General features: G+C 63.1%; 17 protein-coding genes. 6 read left to right on the forward strand and 11 right to left on the reverse strand.

The window, feature by feature from the left end:
- Positions 1-58 precede the first annotated feature (58 nt).
- From ATC00_RS22830 to feuN, 4 genes are all read right to left on the reverse strand, one after another.
- A complete protein-coding gene (locus tag ATC00_RS22830; RefSeq protein ID WP_037379550.1) occupies positions 59-505 on the reverse strand; it encodes a membrane protein in 447 nt (148 codons plus the stop codon).
- A 243-nt stretch (positions 506-748) separates the two neighbouring features.
- Positions 749-2134 (reverse strand): ATP-binding protein, encoded by a 1386-nt coding sequence (locus tag ATC00_RS22835; protein ID WP_064254536.1) that lies wholly within the window; start codon positions 2132-2134, stop codon positions 749-751.
- Positions 2124-2795 carry a two-component system response regulator FeuP gene (gene feuP, locus ATC00_RS22840; protein WP_037379547.1) on the reverse strand — a complete coding sequence of 224 codons (672 nt, stop codon included), beginning with the start codon at positions 2793-2795 and terminating at the stop codon, positions 2124-2126. Before feuP ends, ATC00_RS22835 begins: the two co-directional genes overlap by 11 nt.
- Before the next feature lie 40 nt (positions 2796-2835).
- Positions 2836-3087 carry a two-component system FeuPQ modulator FeuN gene (feuN, locus tag ATC00_RS22845; protein ID WP_037379546.1) on the reverse strand — a complete coding sequence of 84 codons (252 nt, stop codon included), beginning with the start codon at positions 3085-3087 and terminating at the stop codon, positions 2836-2838.
- A gap of 629 nt (positions 3088-3716) precedes the next feature.
- Here feuN and ATC00_RS33050 point away from each other — a divergent pair.
- Together ATC00_RS33050 and ATC00_RS22850 are read left to right on the forward strand one after the other, a co-directional pair.
- Entirely contained in the window at positions 3717-3857 is a 141-nt protein-coding gene (locus tag ATC00_RS33050; protein WP_162843174.1) for a hypothetical protein, read from the forward strand.
- 127 nt (positions 3858-3984) lie between these two features.
- A complete protein-coding gene (locus ATC00_RS22850; protein ID WP_037379544.1) occupies positions 3985-4320 on the forward strand; it encodes an MmcQ/YjbR family DNA-binding protein in 336 nt (111 codons plus the stop codon).
- A gap of 9 nt (positions 4321-4329) precedes the next feature.
- Here the strand turns inward: ATC00_RS22850 and ATC00_RS22855 are convergent, their stop codons facing one another.
- Positions 4330-4797, reverse strand: a complete 468-nt coding sequence (locus ATC00_RS22855; RefSeq protein WP_064254537.1) for a YcgN family cysteine cluster protein — start codon at positions 4795-4797, stop codon at positions 4330-4332.
- 151 nt (positions 4798-4948) lie between these two features.
- Between ATC00_RS22855 and ATC00_RS22860 the strand changes: the two genes are divergently transcribed.
- From ATC00_RS22860 to ATC00_RS22870, 3 genes are all read left to right on the forward strand, one after another.
- Entirely contained in the window at positions 4949-7150 is a 2202-nt protein-coding gene (locus ATC00_RS22860; protein ID WP_064254538.1) for a transglycosylase domain-containing protein, read from the forward strand.
- Between the two features lie 97 nt (positions 7151-7247).
- Positions 7248-7835, forward strand: a complete 588-nt coding sequence (locus ATC00_RS22865; protein ID WP_037379539.1) for a DUF1214 domain-containing protein — start codon at positions 7248-7250, stop codon at positions 7833-7835.
- On the forward strand, positions 7828-8376 hold the full coding sequence (locus ATC00_RS22870) for a DUF1254 domain-containing protein (RefSeq protein WP_064254539.1): 549 nt from the start codon (positions 7828-7830) through the stop codon (positions 8374-8376). Before ATC00_RS22865 ends, ATC00_RS22870 begins: the two co-directional genes overlap by 8 nt.
- Before the next feature lie 90 nt (positions 8377-8466).
- Here the strand turns inward: ATC00_RS22870 and ATC00_RS33055 are convergent, their stop codons facing one another.
- The 3 genes from ATC00_RS33055 to ATC00_RS22880 all read right to left on the reverse strand — a co-directional run bounded on the left by ATC00_RS33055 (position 8467) and on the right by ATC00_RS22880 (position 10184).
- Entirely contained in the window at positions 8467-8637 is a 171-nt protein-coding gene (locus ATC00_RS33055) for a hypothetical protein (protein WP_162843175.1), read from the reverse strand.
- A 285-nt stretch (positions 8638-8922) separates the two neighbouring features.
- Positions 8923-9207 (reverse strand): hypothetical protein, encoded by a 285-nt coding sequence (locus ATC00_RS22875; RefSeq protein ID WP_037379535.1) that lies wholly within the window; start codon positions 9205-9207, stop codon positions 8923-8925.
- Between the two features lie 188 nt (positions 9208-9395).
- On the reverse strand, positions 9396-10184 hold the full coding sequence (locus ATC00_RS22880) for an SH3 domain-containing protein (RefSeq protein WP_064254540.1): 789 nt from the start codon (positions 10182-10184) through the stop codon (positions 9396-9398).
- Between the two features lie 264 nt (positions 10185-10448).
- On the opposite strand from ATC00_RS22880, the gene ATC00_RS22885 reads away from it, so the two are divergent.
- A complete protein-coding gene (locus ATC00_RS22885; protein WP_064254562.1) occupies positions 10449-11528 on the forward strand; it encodes a DUF2336 domain-containing protein in 1080 nt (359 codons plus the stop codon).
- Positions 11529-11558: 30 nt separating this feature from the next.
- Here the strand turns inward: ATC00_RS22885 and ATC00_RS22890 are convergent, their stop codons facing one another.
- From ATC00_RS22890 to ATC00_RS22900, 3 genes are all read right to left on the reverse strand, one after another.
- On the reverse strand, positions 11559-11906 hold the full coding sequence (locus ATC00_RS22890) for a DUF1491 family protein (RefSeq protein WP_037379530.1): 348 nt from the start codon (positions 11904-11906) through the stop codon (positions 11559-11561).
- Positions 11907-11976: 70 nt separating this feature from the next.
- On the reverse strand, positions 11977-12960 hold the full coding sequence (locus tag ATC00_RS22895) for a peptidoglycan-binding domain-containing protein (protein WP_064254541.1): 984 nt from the start codon (positions 12958-12960) through the stop codon (positions 11977-11979).
- Positions 12932-14494, reverse strand: a complete 1563-nt coding sequence (locus tag ATC00_RS22900; RefSeq protein ID WP_064254542.1) for a PAS domain-containing sensor histidine kinase — start codon at positions 14492-14494, stop codon at positions 12932-12934. Before ATC00_RS22900 ends, ATC00_RS22895 begins: the two co-directional genes overlap by 29 nt.
- Between the last annotated feature and the right edge of the window lie 221 nt (positions 14495-14715).

The raw sequence follows: 14715 nt of genomic DNA on the forward strand, positions 1-14715 counted from the left end.
CGCAACGGTGCGGGGTCCGGCAAGGCGGCACGGCCATCGGCAACGCGCCGCCTCCGCCTCAGGTCAGTGGCGACCAGGTGCCATTGCTGTTGCGGCATGCAGCACCACGGGCCGTCGAGGACTGCCCTTTGACCAGCACCGTATGGCTGTATTGACGGCAATTCTGCGAGCCGACCTGATAGGGGGCGGCAGCGACAACCGAGCCGCCGACGCCGCGCCCTTCCCACGCCACCGGCTGGCCGCCCGGGGCCGCTTCGAGGGCGCGATACTCCGCTTCGAGTGCGCGCTGCCGGTCGGATTTGCCGAGTTCAATATTGCCGAGACGTGCGATGACGCCGCCTTGCAGGGCTTCGATATAGGCGGCCGATGACACGCCACCGGCGCCCGCACCGAGACTCGCAACGGCAGCGCCGGCGCGCTGACCGCCCGAAGTTCCGCAGCCGGCAAGGGCGACAGTCGACGCGACGACCACGATTCTGCCGCTCAAGGCGACGGCTCGCCCCATATCTGCGTTAATCCTCATGATACGCGACAACTCAACCCTCGTTGACCGGCCGCCACCCCGCGATCCGGTCGATCGCGACAAAGCGGCGGCGCTTTCGGTTTTCTTTTTGCACCCCCAGCCTCGCTAGGCAACCGCGCGCCGTAGAGGAGGGGATATTTTCGGCTGCCGGTGTGACCGCCGGATCACGATGGGGCCAAGGACCTCCGAGGTCTGGACCAGCCTCGCAAAGTGCACCTCTCCCGTTTAGACGGCCGCCGGCAGAACGAGTTTGGCCCTCAAGCCTCCCTCCTCGCGTCGGCTAAGCTCGACGCTGCCCTGGTATTCGCCGACGATCTCGCTAACGATCGACAGTCCGAGCCCGGTGCCGGGCTTGCTCTCGTCGAGCCGCTTGCCGCGCTTCATTGCCAATGCGATCTGATCCGGATCAAGCCCCGGCCCGTCGTCGTCGATCCTGAGCACAATCCATTCGCGGCCGGACTCCCTGCTGTGATCTTGGTCGGTGGCGGGCTCGACGCTCAGCACGACGTGATCGCGTGCGTATCGCGCGGCGTTTTCGAGCAGGTTGCCGACAGTTTCCTCGACATCCTGCTGTTCCATGGCCAGCACCAGCCCCGGCGGATTGATCGACAGGCTGAACCGTTTCTCCGGATTGAGCCGCCGCATCACCCGGATGATTCTTTCGAGAGCCGGCTGAGCCTCGGTCCTCGCCAGAATGGAACCGCGCTGCGCCGCAATCCGGGCCCGGCTGAGATAGGACTGGACCTGCGTCTGCATCGCGTCGGCCTGCGTCCTGATCAGTTCGCCGTGGGGGACCTCGAGAACACGCGCCTCGTTGAGCAGCACGGCGATGGGGGTCTTCAGGGAGTGCGCGAGATTGCCAACCTGCATGCGCGCGCGTTCGATGATGCGGCGGTTGCTGTCGATCAGCGCATTCACCTCGTTGGCGAGCGGTTGGATCTCGCGCGGAAAGGCACCGTCCAGGCGCTCGCTCTGGCCCGTGCGGATTTTTTCGAGCGAGCGGCGCACCTGGTCCAGCGGCCTGAGGCCGAAAAGAATGGTCAAGGCGTTCACGCCGAGCCCGCCGAGACCGAAGATCGAGAGCGCGATCGTCAGGTTGCGGGTGAAACGGTCGATGTCTGCCTCCAGGACATCGCGGTTGCCGGCGACCCGGAAGCGCGCCGTGTGTCCCTGAATGTCGAGTACCACCTCGGTCTCGGCCACCTCGACTACGTTCCCGAACGGATCCTCGGTCGTGTAGAAGCGCTCGTAACGAATGTCGAAGGGAACCTCGTCGACGCTGACGATCGGCAGTTTGGCGGAACCGAGCGACGTCGACAGCAAGGGCGGCGTGTCGAATTCGCCGATCGGCTCGACGATCCAGTACCAACCGGTCTGCGGTTGGGAAAAGCGCAGGTCGCCGAGTTGCGGGCTGCCGGTCAGGGCGGCCTTTTCGTCAACCGAGATCGAGTTGATGACGTTGTAGAGCTGGGCGCGCAAAAGATCCTGGAAGCCGCGCTCGGAGCCCTGCCGGTAGAGCGCCGAGATGACCACTCCGATCACCACGAGGGCGACGACGGCCCAGACGGTCGAAACCGCCAGAACGCGGGCCGTGAGGGATCTAATGGCCATTGCCGGGTGCTTGCATCCGATATCCGAGACCGCGCACCGTCTCGATCAGGTCGTTGCCGATCTTCTTGCGAAGCCTGCCGATGAAGACCTCGATCGTATTGGAGTCGCGGTCGAAGTCCTGATCATACATGTGCTCGACGAGTTCCGTACGGGAAACCACCTGCCCCATGTGATGCATGAGATAGGAGAGCAGCCGGAATTCGTGCGAGGTCAGCTTCAACGCGACACCGCCGACGGTCGCCTTGGAGCCTTTCGTGTCGAGGCGGACCGGGCCGCAAACGATCTCGGAACTCGCATGCCCGGCGGCGCGGCGGATCAGGGCCCGGATGCGGGCGAGGACCTCCTGGACATGAAACGGCTTCGCCACGTAATCGTCGGCGCCGGCGTCAATCCCTGCCACCTTGTCGCTCCAGCGGTCGCGGGCGGTCAAGATCAGAACCGGCATCGTCTTGCCGTCGGCCCGCCACTTTTCCAGCACGGTGATGCCGTCCATTTCCGGAAGCCCGATGTCAAGAATGATCGCGTCGTAGGGCTCCGCATCGCCGAGATAGTGCCCCTCCTCGCCGTCATAGGCCTGGTCAACGACGTAACCGGCTTCCTTCAGCGCGTCGGCGAGCTGCCTGTTCAGATTGACGTCGTCCTCGACTATCAGGATGCGCATCTTGCTCTTACTTCCCTTCGCTGACGGGCGCCGCCGATGCCTACATCGGCACCTTGACCGTCACTTTCTTCGGCCGCCCGCCATTGCCCGGAATTAGCACGGTCACGACGCACTTTCCATCGGCTGTCGGCTGGGCGGAGAGCAATTCGCCGCCGGTCTCGGCGACGACCTGCGCTGCCGCAGCGCTGCAGTCACCCGCCACGCGAACAACAACCCTAGGCACGTCAACGGCAGGCAGCGAAAAACCTGCGAGGCCTGCGGCGAGCGCGACTATGGTCACTGATGAAGACATGAACGCACTTTCAACTTGGGAAGATCATGGCAAAATCATTAGCCGATAGAGGCTGAATGGCAAATGAATGTCGGCCGCTAGCCCCCGCGGCATCGCGCAGCAGGGATCGGCACCGACAATCCGAAAATCCACCGGGGATTGCAAATGCTCGGGCGGACAGCGGCGCCCCATCAGCGATCCGATAAGACCTTTGCGTCACACTATCGGCAGGACGGTTCGGCGACGTACCCGAAAACGTGCTGCACTCCGGCTCGAGCAGTCGCCGATTCGCGAGCCGGCCGAATTCCCTTGCGGGCTTCTCCCTAGAATTCGATTCGGGATCTTCGGACATCGAGTGAGAAAGTTCGGAAGTTGAATCCGGGGAAGCGCGTAAGCCCTTGGAGCAGCCTGCCTTTTGGCTCTCGAATGGTTCTTCGACCGACAATTTTAGATAATCCGGCGCGATTGCGCGTATCTCTCCGCCTTCTGAAGCCATCCGCACGGACACATCAATCACGCCTGTGGATGCGCATGTAATTAATCGATTTAAAGATTTCTAAATCGTTTAAATAGTTTAAAGCCCTGATTTACAAAGTATTTGCCATATGAAATGGTCCGGCTGACCCAACTGTCTCGCATAGGAGGACCGGATGCAGACACTCGCGAAGAAGCCGCTCGTAGCGCCGCAGTCCAGGATTCCACAATCGCTGCTCGACCGTTTCGAAAGCGAATGGCGCGAAATGCGCGTGGCCAGCGAAACTGCTCAAAAGCCCGTTCCGCCTGCAGAGTAGCGGCTCGCGACCGGCAAACATTCGCCTCGAGGGAGCACCTCCAGCCAATGACAACATCGTCTCGCGCCCGCCGGCCACGGCGGGCGCGAGCTTTTGTCAATTGGCGATTTCGTGCTACTCTTTTCGGATGCTAACCGAAGAGATCGAAAAGCTGGCGCTCAGCCTTCCCGGGACGCAGGAAAACGCCCATTTCGGAACGCGCGACTTCCGCGTGGGCAAGCGCATATTCATGACATTGCCGGAAGCGGGCCGTGCCGTCTTCAAGCTGACGCCCGACCAGCAGCGCATGCTACTCGAAATGGAACCCGGCGTCTGCGCCGCTGTGCCTGGCGGATGGGGCGCCCGCGGCTGGACGTCGCTCTATTTCGTGGACGCCGACGAGGAAGTCATTCGGCAGTCGCTGGAGACGGCCTGGAGAAATGCCGCCCCGAAGAGCCTCGTCCGGAAAAACGGCGGCCACTGACGAGCGCAGCTACTCGGCCGGTGCCAGTCCCACTTCCAGCGGCCAGGTAACCAGATAGTCTTCGTAGTCTTCGATGTCGATGCCGTCCTCGGCAATGGTGCGTCCGCGCACCGAGATCCCGGCCGCATGCACCGTTTCCGGATCGCCGGAGACGAGCGGGTGCCACCAGTAAAGGTCGCGGCCTTCGGCGACCAGCCGATAGCCGCAGGTCGGCGGCAGCCAGCTGATCTCCCGCACCGCCTGCGGCGTCAATTGGACACAGTCGGGAACAGTCGCCTGGCGGTTGTCGTAGTCCTTGCAGCGGCAGCTCTCGCCATCGAGCAGCGTGCAGCCGATCGAGGTCCAGGCGATCTCGCCCGTGTCCCAATCCTCCAGCTTGTTGAGACAACAGAGCCCGCAGCCGTCGCAGAGGCTTTCCCATTCGGCGTTGGTCATCTCGTCCAGGCTTTTCGTTTTCCAGAAAGGCATTTCACCCATTGCGTCACACTTTCGTCACTTCAACGCCGACACCGGAAGTTTGCAGAAAATTGCCGGTTTTTTAAGGCCGGCGGCGCGATATGCAAGTAGATTGGAACGTCGCGCCGTGCAAATATCATAGGGTGGCAGAAAGCTTCGGGACAGGAAAACCGTGCAGGAACCGCGAAAAGACGAAAACCGGCCGAAGAAGCGGCACATCTTTCTGCGGATCGATTCCTGGATCGATTCCACGGTGTGGAATGCCGGGTTTCGCCTGGCGGAGTGGTGGGAGGACACAACCATTTTCTTCCGCCGTTTTCGTATGCGCGGCTGGAAAAGAGCGGTTTTCGAAGTCCTCGGAGAAGGGATGACCTGGGGCACGGCCGGCTCCGTGCTGATGCTTGCGCTGGCGCTCCCCGCCTTCGAGGAAACCAAGGGCAACTGGCGAGCGCAAAGCGACTTCGCCGTGACCTTTCTCGACCGCTATGGCAACGAAATCGGCCATCGCGGCATCATCCATGAGGACTCGGTTCCGATCGACGAGCTGCCGGATCATCTGATCAAGGCGGTCCTGGCGACGGAGGACCGTCGTTTCTTCGACCACTGGGGGATCGACTTCCTCGGCCTCTCGCGCGCCATGACGGAGAACGCCCGCGCCGGCGGCGTGGTCCAGGGCGGCTCGACGCTGACGCAGCAGCTTGCCAAGAATCTGTTTCTCACCAACGAGCGAACGATCGAGCGCAAGATCAAGGAAGCCTTCCTCGCCGTCTGGCTCGAATCCAATCTCTCGAAGAAAGAGATTCTTCGCCTCTATCTCGACCGCGCCTATATGGGCGGCGGCACCTTCGGCGCCGCGGCGGCGGCTCAGTTCTACTTCGGCAAGTCGATCACCGACATCGACCTCGCCGAGTCCGCCATGCTGGCCGGGCTGTTCAAGGCCCCGGCGCGCTACGCGCCGCACGTCAATCTGCCGGCGGCACGCGCCCGCGCCAACGAGGTTCTGTCAAACATGGTCCAGGGCGGCCTGATGACGGAGGGCCAGGTGCTCGCCGCGCGCCTCAATCCGGCGACCGTGATCGATCGCGCCCAGGTCAAGGCACCGGACTTTTTCCTCGACTGGGCCTTCGAAGAGGTCCAGCGCATTGCCGCTCCCTTCGCACAGCATTCGCTGATCGTCAGAACGACGATCGACATGGGCTTGCAGCAGGCGGCCGAGGATTCGATCGAATCGAGCCTCCGGCAATATGGCGAGAGCTACAAGGTGAAGCAGGGCGCCCTGGTCATGATCGAAAACGGCGGTGCGTTGCGCGCCATGGTCGGCGGCCGAGACTACGGCGAGAGCCAGTTCAATCGCGCCACCCGGGCGCTCCGCCAGCCGGGCTCCTCCTTCAAGGTCTATACCTATGCGGCCGCGATGGAAAAAGGTATGACGCCCGAGACGGTGGTCGTCGATGCGCCGATCACCTGGCGCGGCTGGTCGCCGCAGAACTACGCCCGCAAATATGCGGGCCGGGTCACGCTGATGAATGCGCTGGCGAGATCGATCAATACCGTTCCGGTGCGCCTCGCCAAGGACAAGCTCGGCACTGAGATTATCGCCCAAACAGCCAAAAGAATGGGCGTCGAAACGCCGATCCGCACCGACAAGACCATGCCGCTCGGCACGTCGGAGGTGACCGTGCTCGACCAGGCGACCGCCTATGCCGTGTTTCCCGCCGGCGGATTGGAATCCCGCCGCCACGGCATCAGCCAAATCCTGAACTACGACGGCGATATCCTCTACGATTTCGGCCGCGACGCGCCGCCCGCGCGACGCATTCTGAGCGAGCAGGCCACCTCGTCGATGAACAGAATCCTCACCCAGATTCCGGTCATCGGCACCGGTCGCAGGGCCGCGTTGAGCAACGGGCTCGTGACCGGCGGCAAGACGGGAACGACGCAAGCCTATCGCGACGCCTGGTTCGTCGGCTTCACCGGCGACTACACGACGGCCGTCTGGTTCGGCAATGACGACTACACCTCCACCGAGGAAATGACCGGTGGCTCCCTGCCGGCGATGACCTTCAAGCGGCTGATGGACTATGCCGAACAGGGCATCGAGCATCGCGCAATCCCCGGCATCGAGGCCCCGCCGACCGAAACGCCAAAGGAGCCGGAGGCCGTCGCCGAGCCGGATGAGAACGCCTTGCCGCCGCTTGTCCGGCCGCGCTCCCTGTCCGCCGACGTGACCCGGCTTTTGAAGGCGATCGGCAATGCATTCGAACAGGCGTCACCGCTGAAGCCCAAGGAAAAGGCCGGCGGCCGGGTTGCAGCGCTCGAAACGCCAGAGGGAACGCCAGCCACGCCTTCGGTGACAAATGCCGCCGAGAATTGACTTCGCCACCACAAATCCGTTCTCTGGCGGCCTGCGGCGCCGCACGATCGATTCATTGCCGGCAGGATAAACGAGACATCATTCGATAGAGCCCCCCTTGTTCCGCGTTCCCCTCCTCGTCGCTCTCGCACTTCTCGTCGCCTTCGGCGGCGGCATCACCTCAGCCATATGGGCGCTGAAGGCGACCGTCGGCTTCGGATCGATCGCGATCGGCCCCTGGGTGGCCTTCCCCGAGGCCCAGACCGTCGCCGCCGACCCCTATGCAAAGGCGCACCGCGCCCGGGTTGGGGATCTGCTCTATGGCGGCGCAGAAGGCTTGAAGTTCACGGCAGCGACCGACGATACCGGCGCGCGCCTTTCGGCCGCGTGCTCCTATGACATTTCCGGGATGACCCCACCCGCCCGGTTCTGGACGCTCCATACCGCAACCACCGACGGTGCGACCCTACGACCCGGATCCGACCTGCCCTCGGCGGTCAATTCGTGGACGGTGCTGCGCGCCAAGGACAGCAGTTTCGTCATTCACGTCTCGCCGGTCGCACAGCCGGACAATTGGCTCGCCATCCGCCACACGGGAAATTTCCAGCTCGTGCTGACGCTGCTCGATACGCCGACGGCCGGCTCCTCCGGGCTGATCGACCTCGCAATGCCGAAGATCGTCAAGACGGGGTGCGGGAATGCGTAGAGCCCTGTTCACCTTCCTCGTCGGGCTCGTCGGCGCCGCCCTCCTGCATATCGCCCTCGTCCTTGCCCTGCCGCGGTTCACCGGCCGCGATGCCTATACGCGCGTCCTCGGCCTTCTTGAGATGGACAGTTTCTTTCCGCTCGCCGCCGAGCCGGGCCCGACCGGACTGGATAATAACGACCCGTTTCTGCGCACCGCCGTCTGCAGCTTCTCGATCGCTGACGCTCCGGCACGCTTCATTGCGCGCGGTTCCGTGCCGTTCTGGTCGCTATCGATCTTCGACAGCGGCTCGAACGAAGTCTTCAGCATGAACGACCAGACTGCCGTCAACGGAGATCTCGATCTCGTCGTCGCCACACCGATCCAGTTGGTGGAGCTTCGCAAGATGCCCCCGGAGGCGCTCGCCCAGTCGATCATGATCGAGATGAAGGATGAGGAGGGCTACGCAGTCCTGCGCGCTCTGGCGCCGCTCGATAGTTTCGAGGAGCAGGTCCGCGACTTCCTCACCGATTCGAGCTGTGCGCCGTTTCGGCGCCAGTGACGAGACTATAGGGGATTAGAGAGGCGAAGGAGCCGCGCAGCGCCGATCGTCGGCGGACCCACGGCACTAGAGCCGATCACGCCGGACCGGCTACTGCTTCTTGACCTGCCGTCCTGTCGGAGCGCTCGGCTGGGGGCCACGCCCGTCGAGCCGCTCGTATCGGATGCCCGTGAAGAACAACACCTTGGCGCCGCCCGCGGTGACGGGTCGCTTTCGCGGTATCTTCACCTTGCGGTCCTGCAATCTGATTACGTCTGCCATGCTCGTCTCCATACTTGCATGAGACGGATGAACACAGATTTCACCCTGCCCGATTGCGGGCTGGCGCATTCCCGGTACCCCCGGGCAGACGCGCCGTTCTCAACTCACTCCTTCTTCCGGTCACCCGGATCTCGTCCGTTAATGCAAATCAGATGCGAACCAATAATAGCCCGCCCACTTCGATAGAGCCATAGCCCGGTTAACCATATCTTAATCCAGACCACGGCGCCTTAACCGAGCGCAATTGCCATTTCTGGTGGTATTTTAGTTTGTGCCAAAAAGCCTTCAGCGTCTCGCGAAGAGCCCTACCAGGAAGGCTACTCCCGCGACCGTCAGCAGCGTCGAGATCGGATCATCGCGAACACGCTCCCTGAGCCTTTCCGTCATCAGTTCCGCTTCCCCCTGCACGACCGCCTTGGCGCCGCTGCCGATGGCCGAAACCGTTTCCGTCAGACGCACGATCTCCGCTCTCAACTCAGCGACCTGGGCCTGCAATTCCATCTGTGTGTCGGCCGCGGTCTTCTCCGTTTCCATATCGGCGCCCACCGCTGCCAGCTTCTTTTCCGCCATTGTCTCCGCTCCTTACCTTTCGCGCGAAATCAACGCGTCGAATGGGGATTGGTTCCCGCAAGGCGCCGCCAAATGCGGACAAGAAAAAATGCGGGCGGATAGTCGCCGCCCGCCTTTCGGCACCATGATCGGAGCAGCCGCTGTCGCTCGTGCGACGCGCCAAAAGCTCCGCCGGAAGTGCAGTTTCGTCAGTCGTTCTCACAGGCGAAATCGTTGAACACGCACTTTGGAACCGTTCGGACTTCGCCATCCCGCCGCAGTTCGCGGAGCTGACGCGCCCGCTCTTCCTTGCGAGCTCCTTGATAGTTCTCGGCGGAATTGTCTTCCCGTCGCTCTTCGTCACGACGACGGTCCCGCCACTCGCGACGGTCGCGTTCCCGCTCGCGTTGCCACTGCTGGCGTTCTCTCGCCTCTTGCCGGTCTCTCGCCTGCTCACGCTCCCTGGCCTGTTCGCGCTCCCAATCGCGGCGATCCTGTTCGCGCTCCCATTCGCGCCGTTCCGCCTGCTGCCGGCGCTGCCGATCCCGGCGCTCCTCTTCGCGCCTCCACTGCCAGTCGCCGTCCTCGGCCCAATCGGGCCCGCGGCGCCAGCGGTCGCGGTCACGATAGAAATCGCGTCCCCGATAATTGCGATCCCAATAGCGATCGAATTCAAAGACGACCGTCGGGATTCCAAGCGGCCGATAGTATTCGGGCTCCACATAGACCCGGTTACTGCGATAGAGCGCCTGGACATATTGCCCGGCCACCCATCCGCGGCCGCCATAGAAGGAAACATCGCACCAGGGCCGATCGGCCAGGCAGCCATGGATCTCCACAGATTCACCCGACGGGATAATGGTGACGGCAGGGTAGCGGGTGCTCGGACCCGATCGCATATTGACATTGGCGGTGGCAAAGCCCTCTGCGGCCTCGGCAACGATCGGCATGAGCGAAAGCGCACAGAGTGCCGCCGCCCGCAAGAACCTACTCTTCACAGATACTTCTCCCATAGGAAGGCCATCCGGCCTTGTGCTTCGGCGGGCGGAACCGCCCTCCACCGTCAAGACAAGGGAATAGGCCTGCATGTGGAGTTTTTATGGCTGAGCTCCACGCTTTGGCCCGGTGGCCGCTCCGGCGGACGTCGACACGCGGATGCCGCAAGCCTGAATAAAGCCTCAAGGTCCATAGTTAATGCTACGCTAACGATTTCGATCTATTTTTTGAGACGTGTGCCGTTCCGAGCCATCGGCAATGGCGTCATGCTTTTGCATCTGGGATTTGTCGTGACGAACCGGTTTCGTGAGTTGGAAAGGCCGCAGACGGGCCGGCTGAAGGACGTCGTGCTGATGGCGACCGTCACCGGCTTCGAAAGCCTTCGCATCCCCCGCAAGTCCGACCTGAAGCAGTTTGCCGAACTCTTCGAACCGCTCTTCCTCGGTTCCAGCAACGAAGCGCGCCGGCAGGCGGCAGCGGCGCTGTCGCAGTGCGCCCATGTGCCCGAATCGGTCGCGCTGCTCATCGGCAGCATGCCAATCTCGATCGCCGCGATCTTTCTCACCCGCTCGAAAGCGATCCCGGACCGGACGCTGATCTCGATCATCCGCCACCAGGGCCCAGCCCACGCGAATGCGATCGCGCACCGGGAGGATCTCTCGCCGTCGATCGTCGACGCACTTGTCGAATACCATCAGTTCAGCGCCGTCGTATCCCGCGTCGAAATCCCTCCACCCTCAATCGCCGCACCGCCTGCAACGGCAGAAGATGAGGATCGCCCCTCCTCCGACCGTGTGACCCGCGAAAATAAGCTGCGCGACGAAATCCGGGGGTTGGCGCGCGCCGGGTCGAGGTCTCTCCACGAAGCCGGTCGTCTTCAGCCGATCGACGAACTGCATCAGGCGCTGCTCATGCGGTTTGCCCGCAGCGGCGAGGCAGTCCTGTTCGCGACGGCTCTTGCCGCCGCCCTTTCCGCGAGCCGCGCACTTGCCGAGAGAATCCTGCTGGATGTTTCCGGTCAACAGCTCGCCGTCACACTGACGGCGCTCGCCTTGCCCGACGAGGAACTGGTCCCGCTGCTTCTGGCGCTCTACCCGCATCTTTCCGAAAGGCTCGGCTCAAGCAACCGTGCCGAGGCGCTGCTGAGGAGCATCGACCGGAAGACCGGCCTCGAACGGGTCGAATCTTGGGTGCGCGCCGACCGCGATGGAACTGCAAGGCCGGTGAGCCACGAAGGCTACTTCGCCGAAAATCGACTCTCCGATCCGCGTTTGCAGGAGACCCGGACGGCTTCCGCCGCCCCGCCGGCCGCTGCACAGCCGAAGCGGACCGTCGGTCGGAAATAGAACACCGCCCGAACGGCGGCCTTGGCGGGCTCAATGGCCGGGCTCGACAACCTGCAGAAGGTCGCCGACATCGTCGAGTTCGATCTCGACGATCCAGCAATCCGGGTCGAAGCGGATTTCAGACGACAAGGCGCCGTCTATATTTTCTCCATCCGCATCTCGCAGCCGGACTTCGAACTTGCGGATATCGTCGTCTTCGTCCTCGAAAAAGCTCTGCGGCGCCGGCGCATAGAGCGTTTCGGTCCCGAGACGGTTGCGGTGGCGAATGAAAATCGCGCCGGCCTCTTCCGCCCCCTTGCGCAGCACCGCCGCATAGCCGCCGCTCGCGAACACGCGGCGCAGCAGCGAGGTGACAAATATATGGGTTTTCACGCGCATTCGAGGCAGATACACGCGTGATGGTGGATATGCAAATGACCTTCAACGGCGCCGCTTCTCGGTCGCCGGTTTAGAGCGCGCCGATTTCCTTAAGCTTCTCGAGAACCTTGCCGTTCGGCTCGCCGGTCTGCGGGAGCCGGTAGTGCTTTTCGAAATGGCGGATCGCCGCCCGCGTCTGATCGCCGGCGACACCGTCAACAACGATATCGGCGTAGGCGAGATTGCTCAGCCCCTTCTGGATGTTCATGACCAGTTCGTTCGACGCCGGAATTTCGGCGGGTGGGATAAGCGCCTTGTCACCTTCCGCTGTGCGGATCGCAGCGGCGACGGGATCAATTTCGGCGGGCGCCGATTTCGGATCGGCGTAAGGGCGATTGCCAGGCGCTGCAACGGCCACTTCGGAACGCTGGGTTGCCAGGAGCGCCTGAAGCAGATCGGGGCTCGCCACGCCGGATTCTGGGCGGCCGGCGCCTTTTTCGAAGCGAAGGATGGCGGATACTGTCCTTGGACCGCTGCGGCCATCCGGCGTGCCGTCGTAAAATCCGAGCCGGCCAAGTTCCTTCTGGACATCGGCGACAAGGGCCGACGGCAAGGCGTTGTCCGGTTCCAGCACGGATTCCGCCGGCCGCGGCGCGCGTTGCGTGGAGGAATCGTCTTGCGCGGCGACCGCGTCGTCGGCGGCCTTTACCGGAGCCGCTTCACCTTCGCGCTCGATGACGAAGGTCGTCACCTTGCGCTGCTCGACGGGCTCGCCATTGGCGGCCGCCAAACGCTCGGCAACCTCCGAGCCGACCAGCGGAACTCGGGTACGCAACAGCGGTGAGGGATGACTGCCATGCTGATACCACATGGCGTTCGCCGCCACGAAGCTGAATACAACGGCAAAGGTTGCCAACCCGCCGGCTCCCACCGGATGGTGCGCGATCACCCGCCCGGCAAGGACGGCGCAGCGTCCGAGGCCCAGGCCCGCGAGCGCCAGTCCGCGCAGCGCGATGCCCTGCCGCGGCCGTCCGCCACGTTTCCGCTCAGGCTGTTTTCGCTTGCGCGGCGCCATGTCGCCTTTCCTTGACTGTTCCTTCGGAAGCCCCTGTCTGCAATCGCAAATCGCACGCCTTTTCGTCGCGCAGTTTCAGTCGCGGTGGAAACTCCACAGTCCCGACTGTGCTCACCTGCTGCCGCTCGCAAATTCCGGTACCATCCCGCGGTATCGTGACCACGACCACTGTCCCCTCGCCTTCCGAACTGCGGATCGAAATCCTGCCGCCATGCAATTCGACGAGCCCCTTGACCAGCGACAGGCCGAGCCCGGTGCCCTCGTAGCGGCGCGTATAGTCATTTTGAATCTGGACGAAAGGTTGGCCGAGCGTATCCAGCTTATCTTCAGCAATGCCGATGCCGGTATCGCTGACGGTCAGCTTCAGCATCGCGCCTTCGACCTCCGCATCGACGGTGACGAGGCCACCCTTCTCCGTGAATTTCACGGCATTGCCGACGAGATTGATGAGGATCTGCTGGACGGCGCGCTGGTCCGCGTTGATTTCACCCACCGACCGCGTCACCCGGCTTGTCAGCCGCACACCCTTTTCGCGCGCCTGATGCGACAGCATCGCTTCGCAGGCGGCGATCGCGTCGGCCACCCGGAAAGGCTCGGGCACCAGCTCATAACGGCCGGCCTCGATCTTGCTGACGTCAAGCATCGTGTTGACGACGGAAAGCAGATGCGTGCCGGACCGGTGAATTAGGGAAACATATTCGCGCTGCCGGTCATTCTCCAGCCTGCCGAAATATTCCCCGGAAAGAACATCCGAAAAGCCGAGAATGGCATTGAGCGGCGTGCGCAATTCATGACTGACGGCCGCGAGGAACCGGGTTTTGGCATCGTTGGCCGATTCGGCATGCGCCGCCTTGGCGGCAACTTCCGCCCGCAGGCGGTTCTCGTTCGAGACGTCGCGGGATTGCGCAACGATCGCCATCAGACGCCCCTCGGCATCGCGAAGGGGCGTCAACTCGCAGCGCATATGCACGAATTGCGCGCCATCGGCAGAGGCTGACGGGCGTTCGAGACGGATATCGACCGCTGAGCACTCGCCGTCCTGGCGCAACATATCGATCGCTTTCAGGAAGCTGATCCGGTCGGATACGTGTACCTGCTCGATGAAGCCGCGTCCGTGAGGATCGCGCATCGACTTCAAGTAGTCGGCGGCATCGCGGCCGTGAACGGACAGCACCTGCCCGCGCGGATCGTGAACGGTGACGAGACCGGCAAAGAGATCGTAGGCCACGGCGAGATCAGGCAGGTCGGTCACGCCCGGCGGTTCCGCCGCCGGCGCTATGCGGCGCGGTGCGAGGCTTGCGGCCGCGGCCAGCAAGGAGGCCGAGGCCCAGAGCGCCGTCCCCGCCGGCAAGGCCACGGAAACGGGAAGGACCGCCGACAGGGCAAGCGGCACGATCGGCAGCACCGTCAGGGAAACGGCGGCCACGGTGCGCAGTCGTTTGAAATCATAGCGTCCTGCAACGGGGCCATCCGGACGGCGCGGCAACCACGCTGCGGCGGCTTCATCCACGCGGGATGCCCATTTGCCAGCCATGTTACGCAATACACTCACGCCTTGCCCTGCCACCGTTATTGTTTTTGCGAGGCAGGCGCAGCCCCTCCTGTCGGGTAGACCGAGCCGCCTCGTGATGGTTCGAATCTCGCATTCCCGACTTAATGAAAGAATAAGCGCGGCCTCTGCGCGGGCGGGCGAAACGGGCGAAAATTCCCATTTCGAAGCAATTCCGGCGGGCTTCGTCTCTTGTGGTTAACGGG

It is taken from the genome of Sinorhizobium americanum (assembly GCF_001651855.1).
In the GTDB taxonomy this organism is placed as follows: Bacteria; Pseudomonadota; Alphaproteobacteria; order Rhizobiales; family Rhizobiaceae; genus Sinorhizobium; species Sinorhizobium americanum.

Bases quoted from the DNA above. Each gene is read 5' to 3' on its own strand.
- ATC00_RS22830 (WP_037379550.1), bottom strand. From the start codon at position 505: ATGGGGCGAGCCGTCGCCTTGAGCGGCAGAATCGTGGTCGTCGCGTCG.
- ATC00_RS22835 (WP_064254536.1), bottom strand. From the start codon at position 2,134: ATGGCCATTAGATCCCTCACGGCCCGCGTTCTGGCGGTTTCGACCGTC.
- feuP (WP_037379547.1), bottom strand. From the start codon at position 2,795: ATGCGCATCCTGATAGTCGAGGACGACGTCAATCTGAACAGGCAGCTC.
- feuN (WP_037379546.1), bottom strand. From the start codon at position 3,087: ATGTCTTCATCAGTGACCATAGTCGCGCTCGCCGCAGGCCTCGCAGGT.
- ATC00_RS33050 (WP_162843174.1), top strand. From the start codon at position 3,717: ATGCAGACACTCGCGAAGAAGCCGCTCGTAGCGCCGCAGTCCAGGATT.
- ATC00_RS22850 (WP_037379544.1), top strand. From the start codon at position 3,985: ATGCTAACCGAAGAGATCGAAAAGCTGGCGCTCAGCCTTCCCGGGACG.
- ATC00_RS22855 (WP_064254537.1), bottom strand. From the start codon at position 4,797: ATGGGTGAAATGCCTTTCTGGAAAACGAAAAGCCTGGACGAGATGACC.
- ATC00_RS22870 (WP_064254539.1), top strand. From the start codon at position 7,828: ATGCGTAGAGCCCTGTTCACCTTCCTCGTCGGGCTCGTCGGCGCCGCC.
- ATC00_RS33055 (WP_162843175.1), bottom strand. From the start codon at position 8,637: ATGGCAGACGTAATCAGATTGCAGGACCGCAAGGTGAAGATACCGCGA.
- ATC00_RS22875 (WP_037379535.1), bottom strand. From the start codon at position 9,207: ATGGCGGAAAAGAAGCTGGCAGCGGTGGGCGCCGATATGGAAACGGAG.
- ATC00_RS22885 (WP_064254562.1), top strand. From the start codon at position 10,449: ATGCTTTTGCATCTGGGATTTGTCGTGACGAACCGGTTTCGTGAGTTG.
- ATC00_RS22890 (WP_037379530.1), bottom strand. From the start codon at position 11,906: ATGCGCGTGAAAACCCATATATTTGTCACCTCGCTGCTGCGCCGCGTG.
- ATC00_RS22895 (WP_064254541.1), bottom strand. From the start codon at position 12,960: ATGGCGCCGCGCAAGCGAAAACAGCCTGAGCGGAAACGTGGCGGACGG.
- ATC00_RS22900 (WP_064254542.1), bottom strand. From the start codon at position 14,494: ATGGCTGGCAAATGGGCATCCCGCGTGGATGAAGCCGCCGCAGCGTGG.